The sequence below is a fragment of the Mycobacterium sp. Soil_C_30 genome (assembly GCF_057656995.1).
The window spans coordinates 23,572-49,735 of the sequence record NZ_JBDGJH010000033.1 but is presented as its reverse complement, the minus strand read 5'-3'; the positions used below and the strand labels follow the sequence as shown (position 1 = coordinate 49,735).

Below are 26,164 nucleotides of genomic sequence, written 5' to 3'. Positions count from 1 at the left end.
CCGTGGGAAAACAACACCCCCACAACCGAACCCGAACCCGAGTCGGAGACTGAGGCCGAGGCCGAGGCCGAGGCCGAGGCCGAACCGACGGTCGGCGGTGAACCCGACTGGTCGCACTGGTGGACCACCTCACACCGTGACGACGACGAGGACGAGCCACCCTGGGCGCCTACCACCCCACCCCCGCTGGAAGCACCTGGCAAGACGGACAGCGCCGGCGACGAAACAGACGACGACATCGACGAGGGCGCTGACCGCATCAACGAGACGGACGAGGCCGACGGCGCCGCCGACGAAACCGAGGCCGGCGTCGCCGTCGACGAGAGCGACAACGGAGATGACCGCGCCGGCGACACCGGTACCGACGACCCCGGGGACGAGGGCGAGCCGCCGTGGGGCACCGGCAGTGCACCGCCACCCCCACCCGGACCCAACACCCCCGACACCGGCGGCGGAACCACCGCAGCCACCCCCGACGCTGCAGACGACCGGGTGAACGACACTGCCTCCGAGCAGGTCTGGACCCAGGATCTGCCGCAGACACCGGCCGCGCACACCCCACCACGACGGCCGCGCCCCGCAGTCACCCTCGGTGGCACCCTCATCCCACTCGACCAACTCGCCGCCATGCTCCGCGACGGCGCCACCGTCACCGCACTCCCGATCCCGCCCGCAGCACCTGCCCGCGGCTACAAGTTCACCGGCAAAGCCCGCGAGTTCATCCAATGCCGGGACATGCGATGTCGGTTCCCCGGCTGCACCCGTAAAGCCGAATACGCCGACATCGACCACACCGTCCCGCACGGCGACGGCGGACCCACCCACCCCTCCAACGGCAAGGCGTTGTGCCGAGAACACCACCTCGCCAAGACCTTCGGTCAAGGCTGGCGCGACGAGCAACTGCCCAACGGCGACGTCCGCTGGACCGCACCCACCGGCCACACCTACATCACGCAACCGACGAGCAGACTGCTGTTCCCCGACTGGAACTCCACCACCGCCACCCTGCCACCCCCGACACCCACAAGACGCCGCACAGCGCACCCGGGTATCACCATGCCCACCCGCAAACGCACCCGCGACCAAGACCGCCAACAACACATCAACGCCGAACGCGAACACAACGCCCTGCAACGCGCCCTCGGGAAACCCGCACGGAGAGGGCCATTTTAGCGAAGTTGCGGCAGTCGAGGCCGAGCCTGACTAGCTCAAGCCGCGGGAATAGTCGTGGACCACAACGTGGCGCCCGTGCTATCGCAGAGGTCGACCGTGAGCGCCCGGGTGTCCTTGTCGATCCGCACGTGGCCGAAGTGCTGGAAACCCTCGGCAGGGGAGACGTTCTCCTCCTCCGGCGCGTGGACGAACTCGTACACCGCGCCGAACGTGGAGTCGACCGGACTGACGGGGAAAGCGCCGGCATTGAGCGGACCCGAGACGAATTCGTAGAACGGGCTGAAATCCTGGAACGCCGCACGATCGGGGTGATAAGAGATCGCCGCGGTGTAGTGCACATCGGCAGTGAGGTAGACGATGTTGCGAACGTTCTTGGTGGAGCTCAGGATTCGGGCGGTCTCGAACTCGCGGCCCAGCGGAGCGCCGGCATCGCCCTGAGCTATGGCCTCCATGGCCTTCGGACCGTTCGGCGGGCTGGTGGCGGAATCGGCGACCACGATGCTCAGGGGCAGGTCGTTGGCGACGACCTTCCATGTGGCGGTCGACGCCTGCAGCGAATCGATGAGCCATTGCGCCTGTTCGGGGCCCAGGAGTCCGGTTCTGTCGTCGGTCGACCAACTCTCGGGGTTCGGATTCTTGTAGCTGCGCATGTCGAGCACGAAGACGTCGAGCAACGGCCCGTAAGCGATCTTGCGGTACAACCGTCCGTCGACGGCTTCCCGTGCGTCGATCGGTTGCCATTCGCGCCACGCCTGCGTGGCCATGGCCGCGAGCTGATCCACGCTGGTCTGCTGATACCCCTTGCGATTCTGACCGGCCAGGTTCTCGCCCGGGAACCAGTTGTTGACCACCTCATGGTCGTCCCACTGGATCAACTGCGGCACAGTGGAATTGAAGTACCGATAGTTGGTGTCCATCAAGTTGTACTGATAGTTGCCGCGGAACTGGTCGAGACTCTGGGCCACCTGGGCCTTGGCCGGTGACGTGACGTTGCGGTAGATCCGGCCGTCGTTCTGCTCTTGGGTTTCCTCGATGGGATTGTCGGCGTAGATCGCATCACCGGAGTGGATGAAAAAGTCGGGATTGCGTTGTGCCATCACCGTCCACACCGTCATCCCGCCGGTATCGGCGTTGATGCCCCAGCCCTGTCCGGCGACATCGCCCGACCAGACGAAGGTGATATCGGACGGCTCGACGGGCGCGGTGGTGAACACGCCGGTGGCAGGTTCACTGCGGGCACCGTCCTCGCCCTCCAAGGTCACCCGGTAGTGCACGCGCTGGCCGGGTTCCAGACCTTGCAGACGAAGCCGTCCGGTCCCGTCGGAGGCCGGTGTGAGCAGGGGACCACGCACCTGCGCCGCGTTCGTGAAGTCCTCGGTCGCCGACGTCTCCACGATCATGGCCGCCGGGACGTCGGAACGCGCCCACACCAGCGCGCCGTCGACACGCGGATCACCCGTGGCGATTCCGTGGGTCAGCTGGGGACGCGCTCGCACCAGGCCGGGCGACGCGACCGCCCAGGGCGTCGGCAGTGCGCCGGCCAGAGCGGCTCCGGCCGGAACGAGCAGGGCAGTACGCAGCAGGGTTCGGCGAGGCAGGCGGTTGGTCACCGGACCGAGTGTCGTGCGGTCGCCCGGCCTGGAGGTGACCGGAAGGTGAACTTCAGTCAGCCGTTTACTGCTAGCCCTTCAGTGCGATGTCTTCCAGCACCGCGAACATGGTCCGCGTCGGCACCCCGGTACCACCCTTGCCGGTGTAACCCCACGGCCCACTGGTGTTGTACGCCGGACCCGCGACGTCGAGGTGCGCCCACTGCACACCGTCGGCCACGAACTCGCGCAGGAACACCCCGGCCACCAGCATGCCGGCGAAGCGTTGCCCGCTGATGTTGGCCAGGTCGGCGACCTGCGACTTGAGGTCGTCCTTGAGCTCGTCGGGCAACGGCATCGGCCAGCCGTTCTCGCCGACTTCCTGGGAGATGGTGGCCACCCGGTCGCGGAACTCGTCGCTGCCCATCACGCCCGGATACCGGGCCCCGAGAGCGACCGTCTGCGCGCCGGTGAGCGTCGAGGTCTCGATCAAATAGTCGGGACCGTCCTCACAGGCCCGCACGATCGCGTCGGCCAGGATCAGCCGGCCCTCGGCGTCGGTGTTGAGCACCTCGACCGTCGTGCCGCCGTACTGGGTCAGCACGTCACCGGGGCGCTGCGCGGTGGCCGACGGCATGTTCTCGGCCATCGGCACGGTCGCGATGACGTCGACCGGCAGCTCGAGCTGCGCGGCCAGCACCGTGGTCGCGATCACGGCGGCGGCCCCGCCCATATCGGAGGTCATGTGGTGCATGGAGGCGGCCGGCTTGATCGAGATGCCGCCGGTGTCGAAGGTGATGCCCTTGCCGATCAGCGCCACCTTGGGAGCCTTGCGCTTGCCCGACTTGTACGTCAGGCGCACCAGCCGCGGGGGCCGCGACGAGCCCTGGCCGACGCCGATGATGCCGCCGTAGCCGCCCTTGGCCAGTGCCTTCTCGTCGAGGATCTCGACCGACAACCCCGCGGATTCACCCAAAGCCCTTGCCCGCTTGGCGAATTCATCGGGATAAAGATGGCTCGGCGGGGTGTTGACGAAATCGCGGGCGGTGGCCACCGCGGTGGCGACAGCGGTGGCGTGCGCGGCGGCCGACTTGACCGCCTTGGAGCCGTCGGTGGCCAGCGCCGTGATCTTCTGCAGTCCGGCGTCTTTCGGCGCGGTCTTGCCGCTGCGGAAGTCGCTGAACCGGTAGGCACCCAGGGTCAGGCCTTCGATGGCGGCTTCGAGGTCCAGGTCGGACAGCGCGGTGATCACCGACTCGGTGCCGTTGAGCGAGCGGGCGGCCACGCCGGAGGCCTTGCGGATCAGATCCGGCGGGTACTGGTCGCGCGGTTTGCCCAGTCCCACCGTCAGCACACTGGCGACCGGCAGCGACGGCACCACCAGGCGGGTGAGCGACTCGGCACCGCCCTTGGCGCTCAGTGCGGACAGGGCCACTTCGATCTCACCGACGGCCTCGGCGTCCAGGAACGGGTTCGTCACGACCTTCGGGCTGGAGTCGTCGGCGCTCGTCACGCCCACGATCAGCACAGCCGATCCGATGCCCCGTTTGGGCAGCGACGTGGCGACGGTGACGGCGGGGGACTGGTAACCGGGTGCGGTGCTCACGGCGTTGAGCCTAACCACCAGCCACTAATGTTGGTGATCGTGACCGATGTGAAGCAGGGCCCACTCGAAGACCGTCATCGCGCTCTCGGCGCGAGCTTCGCCGAGTTCGGCGGCTGGCTGATGCCGGTCTCGTACGCCGGCACCGTCACCGAGCACAACGCCACCCGCAACGCCGTCGGCCTGTTCGACGTCAGTCACCTCGGCAAGGCGCTGGTCCGCGGCCCCGGCGCGGCGGAGTTCGTCAACTCGGCGTTCACCAACGACCTGCGCCGCATCGGGCCCGGCAAGGCGCAGTACACCTTGTGCTGCACCGAGACCGGCGGCGTGATCGACGACCTGATCGCCTACTACGTGTCCGACGACGAGATCTTCCTGGTGCCGAATGCCGCCAACTCCGCCGCTGTGGTGGCAGCGTTGAAAGAGGTTGCGCCGCTTGGTCTCACGATCACCGATGAGCACCGCTCGTTCGCCGTGCTGGCCGTGCAGGGGCCCAAGGCCGCCGACGTGCTGACCACCCTCGGGCTGCCCACCGAGATGGACTACATGGGATACGCCGACGCCGACTACGCCGGTGTCCCCGTGCGGGTGTGCCGCACCGGCTACACCGGAGAGCACGGCTTCGAACTCCTGCCGCCGTGGGAGCAGGCCGGTGTGGTGTTCGACGCCCTGGTCGAACAGGTGCAGGCGGCCGGCGGCGAGCTGGCCGGCCTGGGCGCGCGCGACACCCTGCGCACCGAGATGGGCTACCCGCTGCACGGCCACGAACTGTCGCTCGACATCTCGCCGCTGCAGGCGCGCACCGGATGGGCTGTCGGCTGGAAGAAGGACGCGTTCTGGGGCCGCGAGGCGCTGCTCGCGGAGAAGGAAGCCGGCCCGACGCGATTGCTGCGCGGGCTGAAGGTGCTGGGCCGCGGGGTGCTGCGGCAGGACCTCACCGTGCTCGCCGGTGATCAGAGCGTGGGCGTCACCACCTCGGGAACGTTCTCGCCGACGTTGAAAGCCGGGATCGCGCTGGCGCTGATCGACACGGCAGCCGGCATCGAGGACGGGGCCCACGTCACCGTCGACGTCCGCGGCCGCGCCGTGGAATGCGAAGTGGTCAAACCGCCGTTCGTCGCGGTGAAAACCCGCTAGCGCGCGGTTATACAATCGCTGCATGACCAACGGCCACCTCGAATTCAGCCTTGCCCGCAACACTGCACCGGCAAGTGACGAGGTACGGGCCGCAATCCTGCAAGATCCGGGATTCGGGCGCTATCACACCGACCACATGGTCTCGATCAGCTACACCGAAGGCCGCGGCTGGCACGACGCCGAGGTGCTGCCCTACGGCCCCATCCAGCTCGATCCGTCAGCCGTCGTCCTGCACTACGCGCAGGAGGTTTTCGAAGGGCTCAAGGCCTACCGCTGGAGCAACGGCGCCATCGTCTCGTTCCGACCGGAAGCCAACGCCGCGCGGCTGCGCAGGTCGGCCCGCCGCATCGCCATTCCGGAACTGCCCGAAGACGTGTTCATCGAGTCGCTGCGGCAGCTGATCGCCGTCGACGAGGCCTGGGTGCCGGCCGCAGGCGGGGAAGCGTCGCTGTACCTGCGGCCGTTCATCATCGCCACCGAACCCGGCCTCGGTGTGCGCCCGGCCAACGAATACCGCTACCTGGTGATCGGCGGCCCGGCCGGCGCCTACTTCAAGGGCGGTATCAAGCCGGTCAGCGTGTGGCTGTCCACCGAGTACGTCCGGGCCAGCCCCGGCGGCACCGGCGCGGCCAAGTTCGGCGGCAACTACGCCGCCTCGCTGCTGGCGCAGGCCGAGGCGTCCGCCCACGGCTGCGATCAGGTGGTGTGGCTCGACGCGATCGAACGCCGCTACATCGAAGAGATGGGCGGGATGAACCTGTTCTTCGTGTTCGGCAGCGGCGGGTCGGCCCGCCTGGTCACCCCGGAGCTGTCGGGGTCCCTGCTGCCGGGTATCACCCGGGATTCGTTGCTGCAGTTGGCCACCGACGCCGGCTTCGCCATCGAGGAACGCAAGATCGATGTCGAGGAGTGGCGCAAGGGTGTGGCCGCCGGCGAGATCACCGAGGTGTTCGCCTGCGGTACCGCCGCCGTCATCACCCCGGTGTCACACGTCAAGTACGGAGACGGTGAGTTCACCATCGCCGACGGCGAGCCCGGCGAGGTCACCATGGCACTGCGCGACACCCTGACCGGGATCCAGCGCGGCACCTTCGCCGACACCCACGGCTGGATGGCCCGCCTCAACTAAGCGCCGGCCAGCAGTCCCAACGCCGTGACCGTCGTCGTCAGCTCGATGGCGGCGCCCAGCACGTCCCCGGTGATCCCGCCGAACCGGCGCACACAATGCGCCACCAGGGCCGCCGTCAACGCCAGTGCCACGAGCACCACCAGCGGGCCCTGCCACGGTCGCGGCGTCGCCCAGCCGGCGGCCCACGCGAGCAACGCCACCCACACCGCCACCACCCAGGCCGGTTGGGTGCCGGCCACCAGCGCGCCCAGCGCGCTACCGGCCGCGGCGGGCACCGACCGGCGGCACGTCAGCACCGCCGCCACCCGTCCCGCGGCCACCGCCACCACGATGGCCACCGGGTCGAGGGCGGAGAATGCCGCACCCTGGACGGTGATGCTCAGCACCACCGCCGCCACCCCGAACGGGCCCGCGGTACCGCCGCGCATCACCGTCAGGGCCCGCTCCGGCGGGCCGTAACACCCGAGGCCGTCGACCGTGTCCGACAGGCCGTCGATATGCAGACCACGGGTGGCCAGCAGCAGCGCCGCCACCGCGAGCAGGCCCGGCAACACACCGCCGAACAGCGTCGAGGTCCCGTAGGCCACCCCGGCCGCCAACACCCCCAGCACCACACCGACAACGGGCAGAGCCGTCAGGGCGCCCCGGCCGATGGGGGCCTGCGTGCGGATCGGCAGCACCGTCGCGAACGAGAACGCGCCCAACACCGAGGTCATCACGGGGCAGTGGAACCGCCGGCGATCCGGGCCGAGTCGAACGTCGCCATCTGCGCGCACGTGGCCACGGCCGCCCGCAGCACCGGCAGTGCCACGGCCGCGCCGGTACCTTCGCCGAGACGCATCTGCAGGTCGAGGATCGGTTCCAGTTCCAGCTGCGCCAACGCGTGGGTGTGCGCGGGTTCGGTGGACCGGTGCCCCGCCTGCCACCAGGCCCGCGCGCCCGGCGCCAACCGCTCGGCCACCAGCGCCGCGGCGGTGACCACCACGCCGTCGAGCAGTACCGGGGTGCGCCGGACGGCCGCCTGGGCCAGGAAACCGGCCATCGCGGCCAGGTCCGCGCCCGCGCCGATGCGCAGCAGGGCGAGCGTGTCGAAGCGGTCCCGGTAGGAGCGGTAGAGCGCGTCGCGCACCGCCGCGGTCTTGCGTTTCCAGCCCGCGTCATCGATACCGGTACCGCGGCCGACCGCGAGCACGGGTTCGGTGTTGGTCAGCGTGGCGATCAGAACCGTTGCCGCGGTGGTGTTTCCGATGCCCATGTCGCCTGCGATCAGCAGGTCGGCCCCGGCATCGACCTCCTCGTCGGCGATGCGGGCGCCGGCGGTGACGGCAGCGACCGTCTCGTCCTCGGTCATCGCATCCTCGACGGCGATGTTGCCGCTGGAGCGGCGTACCTTGTGCGCGCCGATCCGGTCCGTGGCGGGCTCGGCGTCCACGGCGATGTCGACGACGCGTACCGAGGCGCCGGACACGTCGGCGAGTACGTTGATCGCCGCCCCGCCCTCGGCGATATTGGCCACCATCTGCGCGGTCACCTCAGGGGGGAACGCCGACACCCCGGCCTGTGCGACACCGTGGTCACCGGCGAACACCACCACCCGGGCGCGTTCGAATTGCCTAGGCGGACAGGCGCTTTGGCAGGCGGACACCCAGATCGACAACGCCTCGAGCCGGCCGAGAGAGCCCGGCGGCTTGGTCAGTGTGGCCTGGCGCGCAGCGGCGGCCGCGGCTGCCTCGGCATCAGGTGCGACGACAGACGGAAACGACGGCAGCACCATCTCGTGGTCGGTCAGGCGACTTTGTCGCCGCGGTTGACGCGGGGGCGCGGCGCACGCATGCGGCGCAACTGTGAGGCGCGACTGGCGGCGTAGAAGCCGAGCTTGACGCGGCCTTCGGTGTTGTCGGGGAACTTCACGTCCACGGCGTTGTTGACCTTGCGGGCCAGGAAGATGCCGTCGATCGCCATGATCGCGATCAGGACCAGCATCGCGGGGGAGATGTAGTACTGCACCTGCGGCACGGCCAGCATGACGAAGATCAGGAACAGGGCCGCGGGCATGAACAGCCCGAGCAGGTTGCGACGGGAATCCACGATGTCGCGGGCATAACCCCGCACCGGGCCCTGGTCACGCGGCAGCAGGTAGGCCTCTTCGCCGGCCATCATCCGTTCGCGGCGCTCGTTTGTCACCGACCGCCGCTCGGCGCGCTCGGCCTTGCGCTCTTCCTTCGACAGCTTCGGCCCGGCCATCGCCTTGCGGCGGGCGCGGGCCTCTTTGGTGGTCATCGGAGCCGGGGCGACGGGGCCGCGGCGCTTGGCGCTGTCGCGTTTGGGAGTGGGCCGCCCTTTGGGTGCGGTACCCGCCGCCACCTCGTCGGTGGTCTCGACCACCGGGGTGGATTCGACGTCTTTCGACTCTCCGTCGTCGTTCTTGCGGCCCAACAATTTCACACCGCCAGGTTACTTGGGATACAGCCGTCCCCGGAAATGCACCTGCAATGGGCGCACCTTAATCTGCACTGATGACGGGCGCGCAGGAGTCGGGGTTGAGAGTGCTGATAGCGCCCGATTGTTTCGGTGACACGCTGACCGCGGTCGAGGCCGCCCAGGCCATCGCCGTCGGCTGGCAGCAGTCGCGGCCCGGCGACGAGTTGACCCTGGCTCCGCAGTCCGACGGCGGCCCCGGCTTCGTCGGCGTGCTGGCCAGCAGGCTCGGCGAACTGCGGCACAGCCGGGTCTGCGGCCCACTGGACCCGCCCGGCGACGGCTCGGTGGACGCCGAGTGGGTGTTCGATCCGGTCACCGATCCCGCACGTCCCACCGCCTACATCGAGTGCGCGCAGGCGTGCGGTCTGACGCTGCTGGGCGGGCCGCCGACGGTCCAGACGGCGCTGGCCGCCCACACCTACGGCGTGGGACAGCTGGTCGACGCGGCGCTCACAGCAGGCGCCGCCCGCATCGCCGTCGGCCTCGGCGGCAGCAGCACCACCGACGGCGGCCGCGGCATGATCGAGGCGCTCGGGGGATTGCAGGCCGCGCGTGACCGGCTGGCCGGCATCGAGCTGATCGTGGCCTCCGACGTGGAGCATCCGCTGCTGGGCCCGATGGGGGCCGCGCACGTCTTCGGGCCGCAGAAGGGCGCCGACCCGGCCACTGTCGAGTTGCTCGAGAAGCGGCTCACCGAATGGGGCGCCGAGCTGGACGCGGTGGCGGGCCGGCCGATCAGCGGCGATGCCGGGGCCGGGGCCGCGGGAGGGCTGGGCGCGGCACTGCTGGCCCTGGGCGGGCGGCGCGAATCCGGGGCCGCGATCATCGCCGAGCACACCCGGCTGGCCGACGATGTGGCCGTCGCCGAGTTGGTCATCACCGGGGAAGGCCGCTTCGACGACCAATCGCTGCACGGCAAGGTGGTCAGCGCGCTGGCCGGCGGGGCAGGTGCACACCGGATCCCGGTCCTGGTGCTGGCCGGGCAAGTGACCTTGGACACCGATACCCTGCGCGACGCCGGTATCGCCGCGGCGTTCGCCGTTGCCGAGTTCGCCGGATCTGTGCAGGTCGCCATCGACGACGCGGCCAATCAGCTGGCCGGGCTGGCGCGAAAGACGGCGGCAGAACTCGCCAGATAGGCGGTGGACACCGCTCGACCGGTAGGCGGCGGACATCGCCGCCAGGCCTCGGGAATGCGGGAAGAATCTGTACAGTTGCAGATACTGGGTTCAGGCCCACTACATGCTTGTCACGAGGGAGACGCAATGACTGTTCAACACGAGTCGGCGACCACCGATACCCACGGCGCAATCCTGACCGATGCCGCGGCGGCCAAGGCCAAGTCGCTGCTCGACCAGGAGGGTCGTGATGACCTGGCACTGCGGATCGCGGTACAGCCGGGCGGTTGCGCCGGCCTGCGGTACAACCTGTTCTTCGACGACCGCACACTCGACGGTGACCTGGTGGTCGAATTCGGTGGAGTGAACCTGACCGTCGACCGGATGAGTGCCCCCTACATCCAGGGCGCCACCATCGACTTCGTGGACACCATCGAGAAGCAGGGTTTCACCATCGACAACCCCAACGCCACGGGCTCCTGCGCCTGCGGCGACTCGTTCAACTGATCACCTGATCTCACCGGCGGGCACGTTCCGAGCACCAGCTCAGAACGTGCCCGCTGTGCGTAGTACGTACGAGCAGACCAGCACGTCGTCGCCGAAAGCGAGGAGCTGGGCGACGCCCTGACGGACGTCATCGCCGCCCCGGTTCCCCGCGGTGGGCACCACCTGCATGCTGAACAACACCTGTGCGCTGCTCGGCGAGGCGAACACCATCGTGTCGATACCGGTGACCTGCGCGCTGGAGAACTGCTTCTGGAAGGCATCGCTGCTCAGCCGCGCCAGCGCATCATCGGAGCGCCGGTCCCGCACCCCGTCGTAGAGGCCGCACAGGGCGTTGCGGGAAATGGTCTGCAGATCGCCGTCGGACAACGCATCCAGATATCCCTGGATGGCCTCCTGGGCGGTCGCCGTCGTCAGCACCGCGCCGCCCCGGCTGTCGTCGCCGCGGCCCAGCAGCACCACCGCGACCACCACAGCGATGATCACCGCGGCCGCGAGCGCGGCGGCGAGCAGCGGCTTCCACCGGCTGCGCTTCGGATACGGCACCGGCGCAGGCCCCGGACCGGGGTACGGCCCGGGTGCCGGTCCCGGGGGGAACGGTGCGCTCGGCGGCAGCGGTGGTTCCGGCGGGCGGTACGGGCCCCAGGCCTGACCGATGTTCGCGTTGTAAGCGGGCGGTTCGGGCTGGCGGTCGGACCCCGGCGCGCCGACACCCTGGTACGGCGGATATGGGCCGGACATGATTTCTCCCCGAGGGTTGCGCCTGTCGCCGGCGGCCGGCGGTGGCGTGGACGGCGGTCGCTTCGGCACGCCCGTGGCGGTTCTGCTGGTGAGGTTATCGCACCCGGGAGGAGATGATCGGATACGCGGGCACCGGTAGGGTCGAGTGCGCCCTTCCCCGAGGCACCCGAGAAAACTGGATGGAGCTGCACGTGACCATTGCCGTGACCGGATCGATCGCAACGGATCACCTGATGCGTTTTCCGGGCCGCTTCGCCGAGCAGCTGCTGGCCGAGCACCTGCAGAAGGTGTCCCTGAGCTTCCTCGTCGACGACCTGGTGATGCACCGCGGCGGCGTCGCCGGCAACATGGCATATGCCATCGGCATCCTGGGCGGAAGCCCCACTCTGGTGGGTGCCGTGGGCTCCGATTTCGACGAGTACCGCCAGTGGCTGGAGTCCAACGGGGTGGACTGCTCGCAGGTGCTGGTTTCCGAGAGCGCCTACACCGCCCGGTTCGTGTGCACCACCGATCAGGACATGGCGCAGCTGGCGTCGTTCTATCCCGGCGCGATGTCCGAGGCCCGCAACATCGCGCTCGCCGACGTCGTCGCAGGCGTCGGTACCCCCGAGCTGGTGATCATCGGCGCCAACGACCCCGAGGCGATGTTCCTGCACACCGAGGAATGCCGCGCTCTCGGACTGGCTTTCGCGGCCGACCCGTCGCAGCAGCTGGCGCGGCTGGACCGCGACGAGATCCGCCGCCTCATCGACGGCGCCACCTACTTGTTCACCAACGACTACGAGTGGGATCTGCTGCTGCAGAAGTCCGGCTGGTCGGAAGCCGAGGTGATGAGCCAGATCGGGCTGCGGGTCACCACCCTGGGGCCCAAGGGCGTCGATCTGGTCGGCTCCGACGGTACGTTCGTGCACGTCGGCGTGGTGCCGGAGCATCACAAGGATGACCCGACGGGCATCGGTGACGCATTCCGCGCCGGCTTCCTCACCGGCCGCAGCGCCGGGCTGAGCCTGGAGCGGTCGGCGCAGCTGGCCTCGCTGGTGGCCACCCTGGTGCTCGAGGCCCCGGGCCCGCAGGAGTGGACCTGGGACAAGGCCGCCGCGCTGCCACGCCTGGCCGACGCCTACGGCACCGAGGCCGAATCCGAGATCGCCGCCGCGCTGTTGTAAAACACCCGCCGAACCCGGCGAAATGCCGGGATCTACTCGCACAAAGCCGCCCAAACGTCGGTTTGGGCGGCTTTGGTGTCTACAGCTCGACGGGGTAGGTGGGTTCCTCGATGTGCGGGGTCACCGAGCCGTCGATGAAGATCGCGTGCCACAGCATGAAGATCAGCACCGTCCACAGCCGGCGGCTGTGATCGCTGGCGCCGGTGCGGTGTTCGTCGAGCATCCGGCGCACTCCGGCGATGTCCACCAGCCGGCCCGCCTGGGAGGTCTCGGTCATGGCTGTGATTTCGTAGGCCCATTCGAGCAGCTCACCGGCCCGCAGCCAGTGCCGGATCGGTACCGGGAAGCCCAATTTGGCGCGATGCAGGACATGTGCGGGCACGATCGGTTCCAGCGCCCGGCGCAGCGCGTACTTCGTCGTCGTCCGGGTGATCTTCTGATCCAGCGGCAACCGGGACGCGACCGCGAACACCTCGGGATCCAGGAACGGCACCCGCAGTTCCAGCGAGTTCGCCATCGTCATCTTGTCGGCCTTGACCAGGATGTCGCCGCGCAGCCAGGTGAACAGGTCCAGGTGCTGCATGCGCGCCACCGGATCCCAGCCGGCCGAGTGCCGGTAGACCTCGGCGGTGACGTCGGTGTGGGTCCAGTCGGTGCGGAAGCCCGGCAGTACGGTGCGCAGCTGGTCATCGGAGAAGCTGCGGGCGTTGCCGTAGTAGCGCTCCTCGAGGGTCAGTGAGCCGCGGTGCAGCAGGCTCTTGCCGCGCACCCCTTCGGGCAGGGGTTTCGACGCGCGGCCCAGCGAGCGCCGGACCGGGCGGGGGAGATAGTCGAAAGGCTTGAGCGACAACGGCTCCCGATAGATGGTGTAACCGCCGAACAGTTCGTCGGCGCCTTCGCCCGAAAGCACCACCTTGACGTGCTTGCGGGCTTCCTTGGCGATGAAGTACAGCGGCACCAGCGCCGGGTCGGCCACCGGCTCGTCGAGGTACCAGACGATCTCGGGCAGGGCGGCCACGAACTCGGCCGGGCTGACCACCTTGGCGACGTGCCGGGCGCCGATCGCCTCGGCCGAGGCCACCGCCACGTCGACTTCGGAGAAGCCTTCGCGTTCGAACCCGGTGGTGAAGGTGATCAGCTTCGGGTTGTGCCGGATCGCCAATGCGGCGATGGCGGTGGAGTCGATGCCGCCGGACAGGAACGCGCCCACAGTGACGTCGGCGCGCATGTGTTTGGCCACCGAGTCCTCGAGGACCCTGGTGATCTCGTCGTAGCGGGCCTGCTCACCACCGGCCACGAACGGGCTCACCGGGAACTTCGGCGTGAAGTACCGCGACACCTCGGGGGCCGCGCCCTGGCGGATCCGGGCATAACAGCCCGATTCCAGCCGGCGCACGTCGCGGTGCAGCGTTTCCGGTTCGGGCACGTACTGCAACACGGTGTAGTGCTGCACCGCGCGGTCGTCGATCCCGGTGGCGCCGACGTCGATCCCCAGGACACCCGCGAGGTCGGTGAGGCACTTCTTCTCGCTGCCGACGGCCGTCCCACCCGGGCCGGTCGCCATGAACAGCGGTTTGATGCCAAACGGGTCGCGGGCGCAGAACAGCTCGCCGGTGGCGGTGTCCCACAGGGCGAACGCGAACATGCCCCGGAGCCGGGGGAGCGCGTCGACCCCCCAGTGGTGGTAGGCCGCGATGATGGCCTCGCCGTCGCCTTCGGTGTGGAACTGTGCGCCGAACTCGGTCCGCAGTGCCTGGCGCAACTCCACGTAGTTGTAGATCTCGCCGTTGAACACCAGCACGTAGCGGTCCGGGGACTCCGGCGGTCCCCACCGCAGTGGCTGGTGCGAGTGGGCGATGTCGATGATCGACAGCCGGTTGAAGCCCAACACCACCCGATCGTCGGACCAGGTGCCCGGTTCATCGGGGCCGCGGTGTCGCATCAGATGCGACGCGCCCGCCACCGCGTCGACGATTTCGGGTGTGACGGGCCGAGCCGTTTCACACAGCAGAGCTACCAGTCCGCACATCGCCGCCAAGTATGCCAAGCGGCGGTGGACGACAAGCGGTGAGGTGCTTACGCCTCGGCTGGAGGGCGTGGTCTACGCTGCGTAGTATTCGACGGAAATCCGCCGTGTCATTGCTGCTTCTAGGGCGACTGCGACACGACTGAACACAGGAGGCGCCAGCGTGAAGACCCGCCGTTCTCGTCGGCTCAGGGCTTTGGCTTTGGCGGTCACGTTCGGTGTGCTGGCTGTCGTCCTCAGCGGCTGCAGTCTCACCGAGGCGCTGGCCCTGGGCTGGCCGAAAGGCATCACCCCCGAGGCTCACCTGAACCGTGAACTGTGGATCGGCTCGGTGGCGGCCTCGTTCGTCGTCGGCGGAATCGTCTACGTCCTGCTGTTCTGGACCTCGGTGTTCCACCGCAAGAAGGCCACCGACACCGAGCTGCCCCGGCAGTTCGGCTACAACATGCCGCTGGAACTGGTGCTGACCGTCGTGCCGTTCCTCATCATCTCGGTGCTGTTCTACTTCACCGTGGTGGTGCAGGAGACCATGCTGGCCAAGGAACCCAACCCCGAGGTCGTCATCGACGTCACCGCCTTCCAGTGGAACTGGAAGTTCGGCTATCAGAAGGTGGCCTTCGCCGACGGCACCCTCGACTACGACGGGGTGGACAACGAGCGCAAAGAGGCCATGACCTCGCGGCCCGATCAGGGTGAGCACCGCGCCGGCGAGGGTGAGGGTCAAGAGGGCCACGAAGAGGTGGGCCCGCTGAACGGCCTGAACCCGGAGGACCGCAGCTACCTGAACTTCGACAAGATCGAGACACTGGGCTCCAGCAACGAGATCCCGGTGCTGGTGCTGCCGAAGGGCAAGCGGATCGAGTTCCAGATCGCCTCCGCCGACGTCATCCACGGTTTCTGGGTGCCGGAGTTCCTGTTCAAGCGGGACGTGCTGCCCAACCCGAAGGAGAACAACTCCGACAACATCTTCCAGATCAGCGAGATCCTGGAGACCGGAGCGTTCGTCGGGCGCTGCACCGAGATGTGCGGCACCTACCACGCGATGATGAACTTCGAGGTCCGGGTCGTCGAGCCCAACGACTTCAAGGCGTATCTGGAGTACCGCGAGGGCCGGCCCGAGGCCACCAACGCCGAAGCACTGCAGGCCATCGGCCAGGATCCGGTGGCGATCACCACCCGGCCGTTCGACACCCGCCGCGGTGAGCAGGCACCGCCGGTGCGTAACTGAGACGTAGAGAGAAACCAGCATGCATATCGAAGCCAGGCTGTTCGAGATCCTGACCGCGTTCGTCGTGCTCGCCGCGATCGTCTACGGCGTCCTGACAGCGCTCTACGCCAACGGTGGCATCGAGTGGGCGGGCACCACGGCACTTGTCCTGACCGCCGGACTGTCGCTCATCATCGGTACCTTCTTCCGTTTCGTGGCCCGCCGCCTCGACACCCGTCCCGAGGACTACGAGGACGCCGAGATCAGTGACGGCGCAGGCGAACTCGGCTTCTTCAGCCCGCACAGCTGGTGGCCGATCCTGATCGCGCTGTCCTTCTCGACGGCCGCTGTGGGCGCCGCGTTGTGGCTGCCCTGGCTGATCGTCGCCGGTGTGGTGTTCGTGCTGACCTCGGCCGGTGGTCTGGTCTTCGAGTACTACTGGGGCCCCGAGAAGCACTGAGGTCTGCACCGATCGGCTGACCCAGCCACGGTCTGTCATCCCTCGTTCCGCCGCAATGGTTGGGTAGTGTTGCCGAGGCACGACAGCTCTGTGAGCAATCCTCTTCGGGGCCTGTCGCGGGTGTTGTAGCGGAGAAGGACAGGCGGACATGAGCGGGCCGAATCCCCCGGGACCGGACTCCGGTGACGACCGGGATCCCACGTCGACCCCTGACGGCGACGTCCCCGGCAGTGGCTTCGACGAGGACCTGAGCACCGAGTACGGCACCGACCTGGTGCCTTCGGAGTTCCCGTCCCGCGCCTACTCCGCCCCCGAGGCCGAGCAGTTCAGCACCGGCCCCTACGTACCGGCCGACCCCCATCTCTACGACTACGACAGTTACGACGGCGGGGAAGCCGCCGAGGACGCGCGGCCGCCGCGGTGGCCGTGGGTGGTCGGTGTCACCGCCATCATCGCCGCCATCTCCCTGGTGGTGTCGGTGTCGCTGCTGGTGACGAGCACCAACACCGACGACGTGGCAAACCCCGGCACCTCCACCACCACCCGGCCGCCGGTGCAGGACGAGATCACCACCACGACCCCGCAGCCGCCACCACCGCCGCCGACCACCACCGAACCGCCCCCGCCGCCGCCACCACCGCCGACGGAGACGGTGACGGTGACCCCGGAGCCGCCTCCGCCGCCTCCGCCACCACCGACCGAGGAACCACCTCCGCCGCCGCCGACCACCACCGAGGCGCCGCCACCTCCGCCGCCGACCACCACGACGCCGGCGGGTCCCCGACAGGTCACGTACTCGATCACCGGCACCAAAGCGCCCGGAGACATCATCTCGGTGACCTACACCGACGCGTCCGGACGCAGCCGCACCCAGCGGAACGTCTACATCCCGTGGTCGCTGACGGTGACACCCATCTCGCAGTCCGAGGTGGGTTCGGTGCAGGCGTCGAGCCTGTTCCTGGTCAGCCGGCTCAACTGCGCGATCACCACCAGCGACGGCACGGTGCTGTCGTCGAACAACGGCAACGCAGCGCAGACGAATTGCTGACCGCCGGATTCCGCAGCGCGGCGAACCGCACGAAACGGGGGAGCAACTAGTGGCCTGGCGCCCGGAGAACCGGTTCTCGGACTCACCAGAGGTCATCGATCGCGGGCTGATGGCCGCCTGTGCGGTGGCATGGCTGGCGGCACTCGGCGTCGCGGTGGCAGCCGGCGTGGCCCTGGTGAACCTCGGCGAGGCGCATTCCACCGCACCGGTCGAAGATCCGGACACCCCGTGGCTGCTGTACACCGTGATCGGGATTTCCGCGCTGGTGATCGTCCTGGCGGTGCCGCTGCTGCTGCGCGCCCGTCGCAGCGTCGAGGAGCCGCCGCCACCACCTCGGCCCGGGCCGAAAACCGTTCAGGCGCGGGCCATGCTGGCCGACCAGGATCCTCCCGGTTACCCGGGCCCCACGCCCGCGCGGCACTCGAGCACGGCCATCTCGGCGGCGTTCCTGGACCGGATGTGGCTACGCTGCGGGCTGGGCGTGTTGACCGCCATCGGTCTGGCGTACGTGGCCGTGGGGGTGGCGACCTATCTGATGGCCGTGGACAAGTCGACCGCCTCGTGGGTGGCCTACGGAGTGGCCGGCGTCATCACCCTGGCGATGATCGCCCTGCCGGTCGCCTATCTGCGCCAGCTGCGGGGCGCGCTGGCCGTCGACACCGACTGAGCTAGGGCCACAACAGTTCCCGCGCCCACCCGTCGGATCTGAGGTACCTCAGCCGGGTGTGCAGCCGGCCCGGATCGGCCTGCCAGAACTCCACGGTGTCGGCGCGCACGGCATAGGAGCGCCAGTCCGGCGGCACCGCCTCGGTATCGGCCGCCGCGACAGCCGCGGTGAGCTCGCGGGAATCGCGGTACGGGGCGCTCTGCGTTCCGCTGGCGGCCACCGCCCTGGCGGTGGGGGAGCGGGCCAGGAAATCGGACGCCGCGACCTCGTCGGGATCGGCGGTGACAGTACCTTCGATACGGATCTGCCGGCCCACCGAGGGCCAGTAGAAGGTCAGCGCGGCAACGGGATTCGCGGCCAGGTCCCGGCCCTTGCGGCCGGCCGCACTGGACGCGAAATGCCAGCATCCGTCATCGCTGAGATCCTTGAGGATCAGCACCCGCGCCGACGGCCGCCCGGCCGAGTCCGCCGTCGACAGCGTCATCGCATGCGGTTCCGGCGCACCGGAGTCGACTGCGTGACCGAACCATTCGTGAAACAGCGACACCGGGTCGTCGGGCGCCTGGGCCGGGTCGAAAACGCCGACAGCGGCTGCGAGCACGGGAAGTGCTCGCAGCCGCTGCCGGAAACCGTCTCTCAGTGGTGGCCGTTCGACCCGTTCGGGTGATGACCGTCGGAGTGCCCGTTGGACCCGTACTCGTTGTCCTGGTACTCCTTCAGCGCCGTGAGGGCCCGATGATGCGATGCATGCTCGGCCTCGGTGAGCGCCTGGTCCTCGGTCACCGGATCGGCCAAGAGGAAGCTGCCGCGGCCCGGTGCGCCACCGGAGCCCAGCTTGTTCATCTTCTTCGGCACCGACGCACCCTGGTACTCGAGCGCGATCGGGTGGCCATGATCGTCGACCGGGCCGATCGGCTGGTGCAACTCGACGTAGGCACCGTGCGGCAGCCGCTTGATGATGCCCGTCTCGATACCGTGCTCGAGCACCGCCCGGTCGGCACGCTGCAGCGCAACGGCCCACCGGTAGGCGACGAAGTAGACGATCGGCGGCAGGATCACCATCGCGATACGGGCGATCCACGTGGTCGCGTTCAGCGAGATGTGGAACTTCAGCGCGATGATGTCGTTCATGCAGGCGAAGGTCATCAGGATGTAGAACGCGATGGCCATCGAGCCGATCGCGGTACGCACCGGAGCGTCACGCGGACGCTGCAGCAGGTTGTGGTGCGCGTCGTCGCCGGTGAACTTCTTCTCCATGAACGGCCACGCGATCAGCAGCGTGAAGACCAGGCCCATCAGGATCGCGATCCAGAACGGCTGGGGGATCGTGTAGTTGCCGATGTAGAACTCCCACGCCGGCCAGATACGGATCAGGCCGTCGGTCCACATCATGTAGAAGTCCGGCTGCGAACCGGCCGACACCATGGACGGCTTGTACGGACCCAGATCCCAGATCGGGTTGATCTGCAGCAGACCACCCATGAGGCCCATGATGCCGACCGTCATGGCGAAGAACGCGCCCGACTTCACGGCGAACACCGGCATGACGCGCACACCGACGACGTTCTTCTCGGTACGGCCGGGGCCGGGGAACTGGGTGTGCTTCTGGAACCACACCAGCGCCAGGTGGGCGCCGATCAGGGCCAGCATGATGCCGGGGATCAGCAGGATGTGCAGGGCGTACAGCCGCGGGATGATGATCGTGCCCGGGAAGTCACCCCCGAAAAGTGCCCAGTGCAACCAGGTTCCGATGACGGGGACGCTCATCGTGATACCCGAGAACGCGGCGCGCAGGCCGGTTCCGGAGAGCAGGTCGTCGGGCAGCGAGTAACCGAAGAAGCCCTCGAACATCGCCAGGATCAGCAGCAGCGAGCCGATGACCCAGTTGGCCTCGCGAGGCCGGCGGAACGCACCGGTGAAGAAGATGCGGGCCAGGTGAACCATGATCGAGGCGGCGAACAGCAATGCCGCCCAGTGGTGGACCTGACGGACGAACAGACCGCCGCGCACCTCGAAGCTGATGTTGAGCGCCGACTCGTAGGCCTTCGACATCTGGATACCGCGCAGCGGCTCGTAGACGCCGTTGTAGGTGACCTCGGCCATCGACGGATCGAAGAACAGGGTCAGCCAGACACCGGTGAGCAGCAGCACGATGAAGCTGTACAGCGCGATCTCACCGAGCAGGAACGACCAGTGGGTGGGGAAGACCTTGTTCAGGATTCCGCGCCGGACCGCCGCCGAGGGGTGATACCGCGAATCGATCGCATCACCCTGCTTGGCCATCACATCAGCGAGTTTGGGACTCATGATCTCCGCTCCCAGAAGGCAGGTCCGACGGGTTCGATGAAGTCACCATTGGCGACCAGATATCCATCCTGGTCGATGGTGATGGGAAGCTGGGCCAACGCGCGGGCAGCGGGACCGAAGATCGGTTTCGCGAAGTGCAACGCGTCGAACTGCGACTGGTGGCACGGGCACAGGATGCGGTACGTCTGCTGTTCGTACAGCGACGACGGGCAGCCCAGGTGCGAGCACACCTTCGTGTACGCGAAGAAGTCGCCGAAGTTGAAGCTCTCCTGGCCCTGACGCTTGACCACCTTCGACATGTCCTGCGACTTGATGCGGATCAGCATCACCGGGTTGCGCACACCCATCTGGATGGCGGCCAGGGTGTGGTGCGACTCGACGGTGGTGCCGTCGCCGTCGGACTCCCGCCACGGGAACACCGTCTCCATACCGCCCGCGTCGAGGTCCTCGGGACGCATCTTGATGAAGGGGGAGTGGGCATCGCCGGTGGCGCGGGCCAGCCAGATGGTCTCGCCCTCGAACCGCGGGGTCCAGCCCGAGGTCCACAGCACGGCCTTCTTGCCCTCGGCCGTCGGGACCACCGGCTTCCACGGGTTCTTGATCAGACCACCGAGAAGCGCCACCACCGTGCCGGCGCCGAAGGCACCGAGACCGAGGCCCATCGAGATACCGATCATCTTGCGGCGCTTGACCGTCGAACCCTCGAGCGCGTCGGTCAGGTTGGCGACGACGGTCTTGCGCTGCAGCTCCGGAGAGGCGCCGTCGTGACGGTCCTGGATGGTGATCTCTTCGGGGATGAACCGCTTCTGGAAGAGCACCGCGCCGATACCGATCGCCAGGATCGACAAACCGAAGGTGAGGCCGTACAGCGGGGTGGCCAGGTTGTACCAGATGCTGTCCGGGTTGTACTCCCACGGCCAAAACAGGAACACCAGCAGCAGCGCCAGACCGCTGGCGCCGCCGATCAGCAGCCACAGGCTGACACCTCGCTCGGCCCTCTTCTCGGCCTTGGTGCCCTCGACGGGCCAGCGCGGTTCCTTATAGACGATGTCGACACCGTCGAGCTTCCCGCCGAGGGCGAGCAGCTCCTCGCGCGACATCCGCGCCAGCTGCTCGTCGGTGGGGTCGCCCGAGTCGACTGTCTGACCCGGGCTGTCGGTGCCCCGGTTCACGTTGTCCGGGTCGTTACCGCGTGCGTGTTCGTCGCTCATGCCCTTGCCCCGATCCACATCGCCACACCGATGATGGCGACCATGCCGATAATCCACACAGCCATGCCCTCAGAGGTGGGGCCGAAGCCGCCCAGGCCGTAACCGCCCGGAGTGCGGGTCTCCGCCGCGCCGCGGACGTAGGAAACGATGTCCGCCTTCTCCTCCGGGGTGAGCTGCCGATCGGAGAACTTCGGCATGTTCTGCGGGCCGGTCAGCATGGCGGTGTAGATCTGCTGCGGGTTCGCGTCACCCAGATCGGGTGCGTACTTGCCCGACGACAGCGCGCCACCCTTGCCGGTGAAGTTGTGGCAGGACGCGCAGTTGAGCCGGAACAGGTCGCCACCGCGAGCCACGTTTCCGTGGGTCAGCGACTCCTGGGCGATCTGACCGTTCTCGTCGCGTACCACCATGGGTCCGCCGCCGTTGGCCTGGATGAAGGCACCCAGGGCGTCGATCTGCGCCTCGTCGAAGTTCGGCGGCTTTTCCGGCGCCTGGGCGTTGAGGCTCATCGCCGGCATGCGGCCGGTGGACACCTGGAAGTAGACGGCGGCCTCGCCGACGCCCACCAGGCTGGGACCGCGGTCGCCGACGCCTTGCAGGTTCGCGCCGTGGCAGGAGATGCAGGAGGTGTCGTACAGCTGCTTACCGGTGCGGAGGAGGGCCGACGCAGATTCATCGGCGACCGCCACCTGCGGCTTGGGGGTGAGGATGGCGGCCAGGCCGCCGGCCATCGTCAACGCGATCAGCAGCAGCAGACCGGCCGAGACCCGGCGGCGGGTGCGCCGCTTGGACTTCGGCGAGCCGGTCCTGGTGAACCGCGAGATCTTCAACCGAGCACTCCTGTTCGTCGGGTTGCTGCTCTGCGGAGATGGGCCGCTCTCCGGATGTGGTGTCATCGAACGAAATAGATCACGGCGAACAGCGCGATCCACACGATGTCGACGAAATGCCAGTAATACGAGACGACGATGGCCGCGGTGGCCTGCGCCGGGGTGAACTTGGACATCTTGGTGCGGGCCAAGAGGAAGACGAAGGCCACGAGGCCGCCGATGACGTGCAGACCGTGGAAGCCCGTCGCCAGGTAGAACACCGTGCCGTAGGCGCTGCCGGGGATCGTGGTGCCGTGCTCGACGAGGTGGATGTACTCGTAGCCCTGGCCGAGCACGAAGAAGGTGCCCATCGCCAGCGTCAGCGTGTACCACCGGCGCAGCCCGAACACGTCACCGCGCTCGGCGGCGAACACACCCATCTGGCAGGTGAACGACGATGCGATCAGCACCAGGGTCACCGGTACGGCGAGGGCGAGGTTCAGCTCGGTCGGTGCCGGCGGCCAGTCACCTCCCGCCTGGGCTCGCGCGGTGAAATACATCGCGAACAGGCCAGCAAAGAACATCAACTCACTGGAAAGCCACACGATGGTGCCGACACTGACCATATTGGGTCTGTTCAGCGAATGAATCCGCGACGTGATAGCGGTTCCCGAAGTGCCTACAGCGCTCGTCACATCAAGAAGTATGACGCTTTGTAGTTGTCGAACTCCACCCGGGGAGGGGTTTGGTAATAAGTGTCTTGCTGATATGAGGCCGGGCGCGTTCGGCGACCATCTGCCGACATGGGAAAATCGGCGCGTGACTGCCTCTCATTCCGCCCCGACGTGGCCGCTGATCCTGGCCCGGCTGACCGATTCCGAGCACCTGGCCCCCGGGCACGCGGGATGGGCGATGGACCAGATCATGACCGGAGTCGCCACCCCCGCCCAGATCGCCGCCTTCGGGGTGGCCATGAAGATCAAGCGGCCTACCGCCGCCGAGGTCAACGAACTCGCCACCACGATGCTCAATCACGCGCGCAAGGTGCCCACCGATGTCATCGGCACCGAGACCGTCGATGTGGTGGGGACCGGAGGCGACGGTGCCAACACCGTCAACCTGTCCACGATGGCCGCCATCGTGGTGGCGGCGGCCGGCGTGCCGGTGATCAAACACGGCAACCGTGCCGCGTCATCGTTGTCCGGGGGTGCGGACACCCTCGAAGCACTCGGTGTGCGCATCGATCTGGGGCCCGACGAGGTGGCCCGCTGTGTCGCCGAGGTGGGTATCGGGTTCTGCTTCGCGCCCCAGTTCCATCCCTCGCTGCGCCATGCCAGTGCCGCGCGCCGCGAGATCGGGGTGCCGACGGTCTTCAATCTGCTCGGCCCGCTGACCAATCCGGCCGGCCCCCGCGCCGGGCTGATCGGGTGCGCGTTCGGCGACCTCGCCGAAGTGATGGCCGGGGTGTTTGCCGCCCGCCGGTGCAGCGTCCTGGTGGTGCACGGTGACGACGGCCTCGACGAGCTGACCACCACCACCACGTCGACCATCTACCGCGTGCAGGCCGGGACCATCGACCGCCTGACGTTCGATCCCGCCGGGTTCGGTTTTCCCCGCGCACAGCTGTCCGAGTTGCTCGGCGGCGACGCCCAGAGCAATGCGGCCGAGGCCCGCGCCGTGTTCGGCGGTGCCCCGGGTCCGGTGCGCGACGCGGTGATCCTCAACGCGGCCGGCGCCATGGTGGCGCATGCCGGGTTGACGGCCACCGCGGAGTGGCTGCCGGCCTGGGAGAGCGGACTCGAGCGGGCCGCCAAGGCCATCGACTCCGGTGCCGCCGAGCAGCTACTGACCAAGTGGATCAAGTTCAGCCATAAGCTCTGAGGCTGGTGCGGACCGGGCGCAGCAGGTCGGTGTAGTTCTCGTCGACGGCCTGCTCGGCCGCAATCCGGGCCGAACGGGCGGTGGCCGCCCACCCTGCCCAGCGCCCGGCCGCCTGCACGGGAGTGGACCACCCCTCGGTGGTCCGCACGATCCGGGTGCCGGGTGCGGCGAGCCAGCGGGCCAGTAGTGCGGTCTCCTCGACCAGCGCCCCGCCCAGCGGCGCGTCCTCGGGCAGCACGGTCTGCGCTCCCGCGCACACCGCGTCCACCACGGGCATCGGTGGAACGCCGCGCCGCGCCGTGCCCGCTGCGGCCAGCTGACCGTGCCGGATCACGGCGAAATGCCAGCCGCCGGCGCCATCGGGCTGGGCGGCCACGAGCTCGCCGACTGCGGCCAGCGCGCGTAGCCGCTGCCCGCGCCACAGCACCTCGACGGCCGCGGCGGTGTGATCGCGTAACCGCGCGGCACTTTCGTAGTGTCCCCGCTCGGCCAGGGCGGCGATCTGCGCGACGGCCGCGCCGAAGGCATCGCTGTGTCCGCCGGTGATGAGCGCTGCGGCGCTGTGCACCGCGGGCGCGTACGCGGCGGCGTCGATATCGCGCAGGGCGGGGCAGGGGGCGACCTCCCGTTCCGGACAGGCCGGACCGTGTTGGGCCGTGCGGCCCAGCCGGTTGGTGCACGTCCGGACGCCGAGGAAGCGGGCCAGCAGCGCCGCGGTGTCGGTGGCGTCGGACCGGGCGCGGAAAGGGCCGATGGCGCTGCGCAGGCCCGGTGAACGCACCACCGTCCACCGCGGGAACGGCTCCTCGGTGAGCGTCAACCACCACCAGCGGTGCGGAAACTTCGAACGCCGGTTGTAGGGCGGGGCATGCGCGGCCAGGAGCCGTAACTCGCGCACCCCGGCCTCCAGGGCGTGCGCACACTCGACGTGATCGATCGACTGCGCCAGCGCCACCATCTCTTTGATGCGGGTGCGCGGGTCCGCGCCGTTGAAGTACTGGTTGACCCGGCGGTGCAGGTTCACCGCGGTGCCGACGTAGAGCACTTCGGCGGCGGGGCCGCGGAACAGGTAGACGCCGGGGCTCTGCGGCACCCCGGTGGCCAGTACCCGTTTGCGACGCTGGGTCGGCGTGGCGTTGGGCAGATAGGAACGCAGTTGGGCGTACGTGTGGATGCCCTGGTTGCCGACGCGCTCGATCAGTCCATGCAGGACGTCGACGGTGGCCCGCGCGTCGTCGAGGGCGCGGTGGGTGGGTTCGGTGCCGGAGCGGAACAGTGCCGCCAGGGCCGAGAGCCGCACGCTGGGCGCCTCGTCCCGGGTGAGCACCCGGCGGGCCAGGCGCACCGTGCACAGCACCGGCGGCCGCGGCCATGCCAGGTCGCACTGCGCCGCGGCGGCCTTCAGGAAACCGATGTCGAAGCCGGCATTGTGCGCCACCAGCACGGCCCCGCGGCAGAATTCGAGGAACATCGGCAACACCGCGGAGATCGGCGGTGCGTCGCACACCATGGCGGTGGTGATACCGGTCAACTGCATGATCTGCGGCGGGATGGCGCGTTGCGGATCGACAAGCGTGGCAAACTCTCCGAGCACCACTCCGCCGCGCACTTTGACCGCGCCGATCTCGGTGATCGCGTCGTTCTGCTGGCCCGGCTGTCGCGCGGTGGCCCGGCCGCCGGTGGTTTCCAGATCGACCACCACGAATGTGGTGTCACGCAGTGACAGGTCGGCCGCCGGATCGAGATCCGCGAAGCTCATCTGCTCGCTGCCGGCCGCCTTCACGGATGTTGACGCTAGGAGGTCGCACCGACATCACGCGGTAACGCCGGACCCTGGCGCGTCACCGCGCGGCCCGGACTCGGTCAGGACTTGTCGGGGGGTCGGTTTAGCGTGTCGATCACCAAGG

The 26,164-nt window shown here is 68.5% G+C and carries 24 protein-coding genes; 11 read left to right on the top strand and 13 right to left on the bottom strand.

Going from position 1 to position 26,164, the window contains the following annotated elements:
- Positions 1 to 1,173: HNH endonuclease signature motif containing protein (locus AC3A6P_RS34435; RefSeq protein ID WP_487696885.1), on the top strand; the 1,173-nt coding region annotated here is incomplete at its 5' end.
- Between the two features lie 35 nt (positions 1,174 to 1,208).
- On the opposite strand, the gene AC3A6P_RS34430 is transcribed toward AC3A6P_RS34435, so the two are convergent.
- Entirely contained in the window at positions 1,209 to 2,783 is a 1,575-nt protein-coding gene (locus tag AC3A6P_RS34430) for an alkaline phosphatase D family protein (protein ID WP_487696883.1), read from the bottom strand.
- 70 nt (positions 2,784 to 2,853) lie between these two features.
- Positions 2,854 to 4,368, bottom strand: coding sequence for a leucyl aminopeptidase (locus AC3A6P_RS34425; protein ID WP_487696881.1), 1,515 nt, complete (start codon positions 4,366 to 4,368; stop codon positions 2,854 to 2,856).
- Positions 4,369 to 4,395: 27 nt separating this feature from the next.
- On the opposite strand from AC3A6P_RS34425, the gene gcvT reads away from it, so the two are divergent.
- Positions 4,396 to 5,502: a glycine cleavage system aminomethyltransferase GcvT gene (gene gcvT, locus AC3A6P_RS34420; RefSeq protein ID WP_487696879.1), complete on the top strand. Its 1,107-nt coding sequence runs from the start codon at positions 4,396 to 4,398 to the stop codon at positions 5,500 to 5,502.
- Between the two features lie 22 nt (positions 5,503 to 5,524).
- Positions 5,525 to 6,631 (top strand): branched-chain amino acid aminotransferase, encoded by a 1,107-nt coding sequence (locus tag AC3A6P_RS34415; protein ID WP_487696878.1) that lies wholly within the window; start codon positions 5,525 to 5,527, stop codon positions 6,629 to 6,631.
- Here AC3A6P_RS34415 and AC3A6P_RS34410 read toward each other — a convergent pair.
- The 3 genes from AC3A6P_RS34410 to AC3A6P_RS34400 are packed head-to-tail and all read right to left on the bottom strand — an operon-like array spanning position 6,628 to position 9,016.
- Positions 6,628 to 7,350, bottom strand: a complete 723-nt coding sequence (locus tag AC3A6P_RS34410; RefSeq protein ID WP_487696876.1) for an adenosylcobinamide-GDP ribazoletransferase — start codon at positions 7,348 to 7,350, stop codon at positions 6,628 to 6,630. The two genes, AC3A6P_RS34415 and AC3A6P_RS34410, sit on opposite strands and share 4 nt — an antisense overlap.
- Positions 7,347 to 8,405: a nicotinate-nucleotide--dimethylbenzimidazole phosphoribosyltransferase gene (cobT, locus tag AC3A6P_RS34405; protein ID WP_487696875.1), complete on the bottom strand. Its 1,059-nt coding sequence runs from the start codon at positions 8,403 to 8,405 to the stop codon at positions 7,347 to 7,349. Before cobT ends, AC3A6P_RS34410 begins: the two co-directional genes overlap by 4 nt.
- A gap of 11 nt (positions 8,406 to 8,416) precedes the next feature.
- Positions 8,417 to 9,016 (bottom strand): DUF3043 domain-containing protein, encoded by a 600-nt coding sequence (locus AC3A6P_RS34400; protein ID WP_487696902.1) that lies wholly within the window; start codon positions 9,014 to 9,016, stop codon positions 8,417 to 8,419.
- A 155-nt stretch (positions 9,017 to 9,171) separates the two neighbouring features.
- On the opposite strand from AC3A6P_RS34400, the gene AC3A6P_RS34395 reads away from it, so the two are divergent.
- Both AC3A6P_RS34395 and AC3A6P_RS34390 read left to right on the top strand, forming a co-directional pair.
- Positions 9,172 to 10,251: a glycerate kinase family protein gene (locus AC3A6P_RS34395; protein WP_487696900.1), complete on the top strand. Its 1,080-nt coding sequence runs from the start codon at positions 9,172 to 9,174 to the stop codon at positions 10,249 to 10,251.
- 126 nt (positions 10,252 to 10,377) lie between these two features.
- The gene (locus AC3A6P_RS34390; protein ID WP_487696873.1) at positions 10,378 to 10,737 is read left to right on the top strand and encodes a HesB/IscA family protein; all 360 of its coding nucleotides are present in this window, start codon (positions 10,378 to 10,380) and stop codon (positions 10,735 to 10,737) included.
- Positions 10,738 to 10,776: 39 nt separating this feature from the next.
- Here AC3A6P_RS34390 and AC3A6P_RS34385 read toward each other — a convergent pair whose 3' ends face one another.
- Positions 10,777 to 11,475, bottom strand: a complete 699-nt coding sequence (locus AC3A6P_RS34385; RefSeq protein WP_487696871.1) for an Rv0361 family membrane protein — start codon at positions 11,473 to 11,475, stop codon at positions 10,777 to 10,779.
- A gap of 191 nt (positions 11,476 to 11,666) precedes the next feature.
- Here AC3A6P_RS34385 and AC3A6P_RS34380 point away from each other — a divergent pair, with 191 nt between their 5' ends.
- The gene (locus AC3A6P_RS34380) at positions 11,667 to 12,641 is read left to right on the top strand and encodes a carbohydrate kinase family protein (protein WP_487696869.1); all 975 of its coding nucleotides are present in this window, start codon (positions 11,667 to 11,669) and stop codon (positions 12,639 to 12,641) included.
- A gap of 79 nt (positions 12,642 to 12,720) precedes the next feature.
- Here the strand turns inward: AC3A6P_RS34380 and asnB are convergent, their stop codons facing one another.
- Positions 12,721 to 14,670, bottom strand: coding sequence for an asparagine synthase (glutamine-hydrolyzing) (asnB, locus tag AC3A6P_RS34375; RefSeq protein ID WP_487696868.1), 1,950 nt, complete (start codon positions 14,668 to 14,670; stop codon positions 12,721 to 12,723).
- A gap of 160 nt (positions 14,671 to 14,830) precedes the next feature.
- Here asnB and ctaC point away from each other — a divergent pair, with 160 nt between their 5' ends.
- The 4 genes from ctaC (at position 14,831) to AC3A6P_RS34355 (ending at position 18,049) form a co-directional block, all read left to right on the top strand.
- Positions 14,831 to 15,895 (top strand): aa3-type cytochrome oxidase subunit II, encoded by a 1,065-nt coding sequence (gene ctaC / locus AC3A6P_RS34370; RefSeq protein ID WP_487696867.1) that lies wholly within the window; start codon positions 14,831 to 14,833, stop codon positions 15,893 to 15,895.
- Positions 15,896 to 15,914: 19 nt separating this feature from the next.
- Positions 15,915 to 16,334, top strand: coding sequence for a cytochrome c oxidase subunit 4 (locus tag AC3A6P_RS34365; RefSeq protein ID WP_487696866.1), 420 nt, complete (start codon positions 15,915 to 15,917; stop codon positions 16,332 to 16,334).
- Between the two features lie 148 nt (positions 16,335 to 16,482).
- Complete coding sequence (locus tag AC3A6P_RS34360; protein WP_487696865.1) at positions 16,483 to 17,382, top strand: MmpS family transport accessory protein; 900 nt, start codon at positions 16,483 to 16,485, stop codon at positions 17,380 to 17,382.
- A gap of 49 nt (positions 17,383 to 17,431) precedes the next feature.
- Positions 17,432 to 18,049: a DUF2561 family protein gene (locus AC3A6P_RS34355; protein WP_487696864.1), complete on the top strand. Its 618-nt coding sequence runs from the start codon at positions 17,432 to 17,434 to the stop codon at positions 18,047 to 18,049.
- Position 18,050: 1 nt separating this feature from the next.
- On the opposite strand, the gene AC3A6P_RS34350 is transcribed toward AC3A6P_RS34355, so the two are convergent.
- The 5 genes from AC3A6P_RS34350 to ctaE are packed head-to-tail and all read right to left on the bottom strand — an operon-like array spanning position 18,051 to position 23,071.
- Positions 18,051 to 18,650, bottom strand: coding sequence for a pyridoxine/pyridoxamine 5'-phosphate oxidase (locus tag AC3A6P_RS34350; RefSeq protein WP_487696863.1), 600 nt, complete (start codon positions 18,648 to 18,650; stop codon positions 18,051 to 18,053).
- A gap of 35 nt (positions 18,651 to 18,685) precedes the next feature.
- Positions 18,686 to 20,371 (bottom strand): cytochrome bc1 complex cytochrome b subunit, encoded by a 1,686-nt coding sequence (gene qcrB, locus AC3A6P_RS34345; RefSeq protein WP_487696898.1) that lies wholly within the window; start codon positions 20,369 to 20,371, stop codon positions 18,686 to 18,688.
- Positions 20,353 to 21,567: a cytochrome bc1 complex Rieske iron-sulfur subunit gene (gene qcrA, locus AC3A6P_RS34340; RefSeq protein WP_487696862.1), complete on the bottom strand. Its 1,215-nt coding sequence runs from the start codon at positions 21,565 to 21,567 to the stop codon at positions 20,353 to 20,355. Before qcrA ends, qcrB begins: the two co-directional genes overlap by 19 nt.
- A complete protein-coding gene (qcrC, locus tag AC3A6P_RS34335; RefSeq protein WP_487696861.1) occupies positions 21,564 to 22,463 on the bottom strand; it encodes a cytochrome bc1 complex diheme cytochrome c subunit in 900 nt (299 codons plus the stop codon). The genes qcrA and qcrC overlap by 4 nt, the downstream gene beginning before the upstream one ends.
- The gene (ctaE, locus tag AC3A6P_RS34330; protein WP_487696860.1) at positions 22,460 to 23,071 is read right to left on the bottom strand and encodes an aa3-type cytochrome oxidase subunit III; all 612 of its coding nucleotides are present in this window, start codon (positions 23,069 to 23,071) and stop codon (positions 22,460 to 22,462) included. Before ctaE ends, qcrC begins: the two co-directional genes overlap by 4 nt.
- Before the next feature lie 73 nt (positions 23,072 to 23,144).
- Here ctaE and trpD point away from each other — a divergent pair, with 73 nt between their 5' ends.
- A complete protein-coding gene (gene trpD / locus AC3A6P_RS34325) occupies positions 23,145 to 24,257 on the top strand; it encodes an anthranilate phosphoribosyltransferase (protein ID WP_487696859.1) in 1,113 nt (370 codons plus the stop codon).
- Here the strand turns inward: trpD and AC3A6P_RS34320 are convergent.
- Positions 24,241 to 26,040, bottom strand: a complete 1,800-nt coding sequence (locus AC3A6P_RS34320) for a DEDD exonuclease domain-containing protein (RefSeq protein WP_487696858.1) — start codon at positions 26,038 to 26,040, stop codon at positions 24,241 to 24,243. The genes trpD and AC3A6P_RS34320 overlap by 17 nt on opposite strands.
- Positions 26,041 to 26,164 lie beyond the last annotated feature (124 nt).